At 72.0% G+C, this 5,186-nt stretch carries 5 protein-coding genes and 1 pseudogene; 3 read left to right on the forward strand and 3 right to left on the reverse strand.

Annotation, left to right across the window (positions count from 1 at the left end):
- Window positions 1-284: pseudogene (locus tag VR44_RS35775) on the reverse strand (hypothetical protein); the annotation flags it as partial.
- Window positions 284-676, reverse strand: coding sequence for a DUF6325 family protein (locus tag VR44_RS35780; protein ID WP_045951824.1), 393 nt, complete (start codon window positions 674-676; stop codon window positions 284-286). The pseudogene VR44_RS35775 and the gene VR44_RS35780, both read right to left, overlap by 1 nt.
- Before the next feature lie 110 nt (window positions 677-786).
- Between VR44_RS35780 and VR44_RS35785 the strand changes: the two genes are divergently transcribed.
- Together VR44_RS35785 and VR44_RS35790 are read left to right on the forward strand one after the other, a co-directional pair.
- Complete coding sequence (locus VR44_RS35785; RefSeq protein WP_094192135.1) at window positions 787-2,157, forward strand: FtsW/RodA/SpoVE family cell cycle protein; 1,371 nt, start codon at window positions 787-789, stop codon at window positions 2,155-2,157.
- Window positions 2,154-3,614 carry a penicillin-binding transpeptidase domain-containing protein gene (locus tag VR44_RS35790; protein WP_045951825.1) on the forward strand — a complete coding sequence of 487 codons (1,461 nt, stop codon included), beginning with the start codon at window positions 2,154-2,156 and terminating at the stop codon, window positions 3,612-3,614. Before VR44_RS35785 ends, VR44_RS35790 begins: the two co-directional genes overlap by 4 nt.
- 31 nt (window positions 3,615-3,645) lie before the next feature.
- Here VR44_RS35790 and VR44_RS35795 read toward each other — a convergent pair whose 3' ends face one another.
- Window positions 3,646-4,752 carry a ferritin-like domain-containing protein gene (locus VR44_RS35795; protein WP_045951826.1) on the reverse strand — a complete coding sequence of 369 codons (1,107 nt, stop codon included), beginning with the start codon at window positions 4,750-4,752 and terminating at the stop codon, window positions 3,646-3,648.
- A 180-nt stretch (window positions 4,753-4,932) separates the two neighbouring features.
- Here VR44_RS35795 and VR44_RS35800 point away from each other — a divergent pair.
- A partial coding sequence (locus VR44_RS35800) for a diiron oxygenase (RefSeq protein WP_045951827.1) occupies window positions 4,933-5,186 on the forward strand: 254 nt, incomplete at its 3' end.

Here is a 5,186-nt window from a genome sequence, read left to right on the forward strand (position 1 = left end):
GCTGTGGGCCAGGGGGTCGGGCGGGCCATCGCGTCGGCCTCGTCCGCGGCCTCCGCCCGGCCCTCCATCCCCGCGGTCCCCGCCGCCTCCGCCAGGGCCTCGGCCTCGTCCTCCGCGAAGGCCTCCGCGAGGGCCTCCTCGGCGGTGGCCCCGTCCTCGCCGGGTCCCGTGTCCTGGCTCCACTCCGCCGCCCCCGCCGCCCGCCGCAGCAGGCCCCGCAGCAGGGGGTGGCCGGGCGGGCGGGTCGCCGCCGTCACCGTCACGTTCACCGGGCGGATGAACATCAGCCCACCACCTCCACCCGCTCCGCCGGGATCCGGACCGAGCCCACGATCCGTCCGCCCGCCGCCCGTACCGCGACGGCCGCGTCCTGCGCCCACACGTGTTCGACCACCAGCAGCAGCGCGCAACTGCCCCGGTCCAGGAGCTCCGCCGCCTCGCGCACGTCCTCCGGGCCGATCAGCCGGGCCACGTCACGGCCCGCCAGGAGCCCGCGCAGCTCCACGAACTCGTCGAACTCCGCCGCCAGGACCTCCCCCGACGCCGTCTTCGTCGTGACCAGGCCGTCGATGAGCCGCACCACCCCGGTCTTGCGCAGGCCCATCACGGCCTCGACCGCCTGGACCCGCAGCTGTTCCTCCGGGAAGGCGAGGACGATGAATTCCACAGGTCCCATAAGGCTCGGCTCCCGCTCCTCGCGACGGCGATCTCGACCGTTTCTGACGACTCTTCGGCAGACTATGGCATAACCGGACATAGGGGTGGTTGGCTTGCTACGTTTCCCGTATGCCCCCGCCTGCCCTGACGGCGAAGGTGACGGAGCCCGAGCCCGCTCCGCCCCCCTGGTCCGACACCCGCGCCCCCCGGCGCGGGGGCGTCGGGCTGATGCTCCTCGCCGGAGCCGTCCTGATCTCCGCGCTGGGGCACGCGTACGTGGGCCTCGTGGGCCGCGTCCAGATCTCCACCCCCCACTACGCGGCCGGCCTCGCCGTCGCCGCACTGCTCGCGCACCTCGCCGTGCGCCTCCGGGCCCCCTACGCCGACCCGGTCCTCCTCCCCATCGCCGTCCTCCTCAACGGCCTCGGCCTCGTGCTCATCGAACGGCTCGACCTCGCCACGCCCGGCCAGGCCGGCGCGGGGGACCAGCTGCGCTGGTCGGGGCTCGGGGTGGGGCTGTTCGCCCTGGTCGTGGTCGGGCTGCGCGACCACCGCGTGCTCCAGCGGTACGCCTACCTCTCCGTCACCGCCGCCCTCGCGCTGATGCTCGTCCCCGTGTTCTTCCCGGCCGTCAACGGCGCCCACATCTGGATCCGGTTCGCCGGGCTCTCCTTCCAGCCGGGGGAGTTCGCCAAGATCCTCCTCGCCGTCTTCTTCGCCTCCTACCTGGCCGCCAACCGCACCGCCCTCGCCCTCACCGGCCGCCGGCTCTTCTGGAGGCTCCGGCTCCTGCCCGGCCGCGTCCTCGGGCCGATCCTCACCATCTGGCTGCTCAGCGTCGGGGTCCTGGTCCTGGAGCGGGACCTCGGGACCTCGCTGCTCTTCTTCGGCCTCTTCGTGATCATGCTGTTCACCGCCACCGGCCGGATCGGCTGGATCGCCGTCGGGCTGCTGCTCGCCGCACTCGGCGCGTACGCCGTCGGAACCCTCGAACCGCACGTCCACAGCCGCGTCCAGGACTGGATGAATCCTTTCGCCTCCATCGCACGCGGCGAAGGCCCCGGCCAGCTGGCCCAGTCCCTCTTCGCCTTCGCCGCCGGCGGCCTCCTCGGCGCCGGCCTCGGCCACGGGCACTCCTTCCTCATCGGCTTCGCCGCCAAATCGGACTTCGTCCTGGCCACCGCGGGAGAGGAACTCGGCCTCGTCGGCCTGACCGCCCTCCTGCTCCTCTACGGGCTCCTCGTCTCCCGCGGCTTCCGCGCCGGGCTCGCCCTGCGCGACCCTTTCGGGCGGCTGCTCGCCACCGGGCTCGCCTCGATCGTCGCGCTCCAGGTCTTCGTCATCGCCGGCGGCGTCACCGGTCTGATCCCGCTCACCGGTATGGCCATGCCCTTCCTGGCCCAGGGCGGCTCGTCCGTCGTCACCAACTGGATCATCGTCGCCCTGCTGGTCCGGCTCAGCGACAGCGCCCGCCGGGGCGGAACCGGAGGGTCCGGGTGATCCGCTACATCCGCTGGTGCGCCTGGTTCTGCGTGCTCCTGCTCGCCGCGCTGCTGGTCAACGTGGCCCGCGTACAGGTCTGGGAGTCCGCCGCCTACGGGGCGAACCCGGCCAACAAGCGCCCCGCCATCGAGCGCTACGCCCAGCCCCGCGGGAACCTCCTCGTCGACGGCCGGCCCGTCACGGGCTCCCGCGACAGCGGCCAGCTGCTGCGCTACGAGCGCACCTACACCGACGGCCCCCTCTACGCCCCCGTCACCGGCTTCTCCTCGCAGACGTACGGGACCAGCTTCGCCGAACGCGCCGAGGACGCCGTCCTGGCCGGCACCGACCCGGGACTGTCCGCCTTCCCCCTCTGGTACGACCTCTCGCGCGGCCGCCCCGCCGGCGGCGACGTCGCGACCACCCTGCGCGCCGCCGTGCAGGAGGCCGCGTACCGGGGGCTCGGCGGCAGGCGCGGGGCCGCGGTCGCCCTGGAGCCGGCGACCGGCCGCATCCTGGCCCTGGTCAGCAGCCCCTCGTATGACCCGGGCCTCCTCTCCGGGACCGGTACGAAGGTCAAGGCGGCCTGGGCGCGGCTGAACGCGGACCCGGCCAGGCCGATGCTCAACCGGGCGCTGCGCGAGACGTATCCGCCGGGCTCCACCTTCAAGATCGTGACGGCCGCCGCCGCGCTGGACGCGGGCGTGGTCACCGACGTGGACGCCCCCACCCACACCCCGGACCCCTACCCCCTCCCCGGTACGAGCACCCTGCTCCCGAACGCGGGCACGGGCTGCGAGGACGCCTCGATGGCCGAGGCGGTGCAGTGGTCGTGCAACACGGTGATGGCGAAGATCGGCGTCCAGGTGGGCCTCAAGGGCATGGTCGCGGCGGCGGAACGCTTCGGGTTCAACGACGAGGGGCTACGGGTGCCGTCCTGGGTGTCCCGGTCGGACTTCGACACCGACATGAGCCCGGACCAGCTGGCGCTGTCCTCGATCGGGCAGTTCAACACCAGGGCCACGCCCCTGCAGATGGCGATGGTGGCCGCGGCCGTCGCCCAAGGGGGCGAGATCCAGACCCCCTTCCTGGTGGACCGGACGACCCGGCACGGCGGAGGCCTGGTCCGCCGTCACGGCCCGCACACCCTGGGCCGGGCGATGAGCCCGCCCACGGCGCTGCGGCTGCAGGAGCTGATGGTGAAGGTGGTGGAGGAGGGCACGGGCCGCAACGCCGCGATCCCGGGCGCCCGGGTGGGCGGCAAGACCGGCACGGCCCAGCACGGCGTCGGCAACGCCGGCACCCCCTACGCCTGGTTCATCGGCTGGGCGGCCGCGGACGGCGCACCGCAGCCGGCGGTGGCGGTCGCGGTGGTCGTCGAGGACGCCGAGGCGGTACGCGGGGACATCAGCGGCAACGGCGCGGCGGCCCCGATCGCCCGCACGATGATGGAGGCGGCCCTGGCCGGCCGGTGAGGGGAGACCACCGCTGGGGCGCGACACCCTCCTAGGCCTGCGTGCCCTGCTGGATGGCCGCCTCCACCTCCTCCGCCCGTTCCCGCTCCTCGGCCGCGAAGCGTTCGCGGTCGAGGGCCTCGGCGACCTCCTCGTCCTGGGCCATCAGCAGGTCGAGGTTGGAGTCGCCCATGTCGAAGACGCCCATGTCCAGGTACGCCCTCTGCAGCCGCTCGCCCCACAGCCCGATGTCCTTCACGCACGGCACGATCCGGCTGAACAGCAGCTTGCGGAACAGGTGCAGGAACTCGGACTGCTCGGAGAGCTCCTCAGCCTCCCGCCGCGGGACGCCGAAGTTCTCCAGGACCTCCACCCCGCGCAGCCTGTCCCGCATCAGGTGGCAGCCCTCGATGACGAACTCCTCGCGCTCGTGCCGTTCGGCGTCCGTCAGCTGCCGGTAGTAGTCGCGCAGGGCCATCCGCCCGAAGGCCACGTGACGGGCCTCGTCCTGCATCACGTACGCGAGGATCTGCTTCGGCAGCGGCTTGTCCGTCGTATCGCGGATCATCCCGAACGCGGCCAGGGCCAGCCCCTCGATGAGCACCTGCATGCCCAGGTACGGCATGTCCCAGCGGGAGTCGCGCAGGGTGTCGCCGAGCAGCCCCTGGAGGCTGTCGTTGATCGGGTAGAGCATCCCGACCTTCTCGTGCAGGAAGCGCCCGAAGATCTCGGCGTGCCGGGCCTCGTCCATGGTCTGGGTGGCGGAGTAGAACTTGGCGTCCAGGTCCGGCACGGACTCCACGATGCGCGCCGCGCACACCATGGCGCCCTGCTCGCCGTGGAGGAACTGGCTGAAGTTCCAGGCGCTGTAGTGGCGGCGCAGCTCGCCCTTGTCCTTCTCGGTGAGCTTGGCCCAGTGCCGCGTCCCGTACAGGGTCAGCACCTCGTCGGGGGTGCCGAGCGGGTCGTACGGGTCCACCTCGATGTCCCAGTCGATGCGCTTGGCGCCGTCCCACTGCTTGTCCTTGCCCTTCTGGTAGAGCGCGAGGAGGCGTTCGCGGCCCTCGTCGTACTCCCAGCTGAAGCGGGCCGAGCCGGCGGCGGGTACCTGCCAGACGCCCTCGTCCGGGGCCGTGGTGTAGAGCTCGTGCGTCGACACTGACGCCTCCTCGTGTCACGTGCTGCTGCGGTACTGCCGTACAGGACTGGACAGTTGGCAGCGTCACACGTTGGTAGACACGGGGTCAACAAGTCGTGCGCGAGGGATTGACGACCTTGCTGACAAGCAGTCTTATAAGACGTGACCGCTGGTAACCCGACCGCCGAGGGGCCCGAAGCCATGACGACCGTGACGCAGCGAGCCGCGCTGAGGGACGCCCTCGGCCTCCTCAAGGACCGCGAACAGATCGCCGAGCGCCTGCTCGAATCCTCCGCCAAGCACTCCTTCGACCCCGACAAGGAACTCGACTGGCAGGCCCCGCCCGTCGACGGCAAGTACTACTGGCCGCCCGAGCTGCTCTCCCTCTACGACACCCCGCTGTGGAAGAAGATGGGCGAGGAGCAGCGCATCGAACCTGTCTCTTATACACATCT

Origin of the sequence: Streptomyces katrae (assembly GCF_000966975.1) — a bacterium.
Classification (GTDB): Bacteria; Actinomycetota; Actinomycetes; order Streptomycetales; family Streptomycetaceae; genus Streptomyces; species Streptomyces katrae.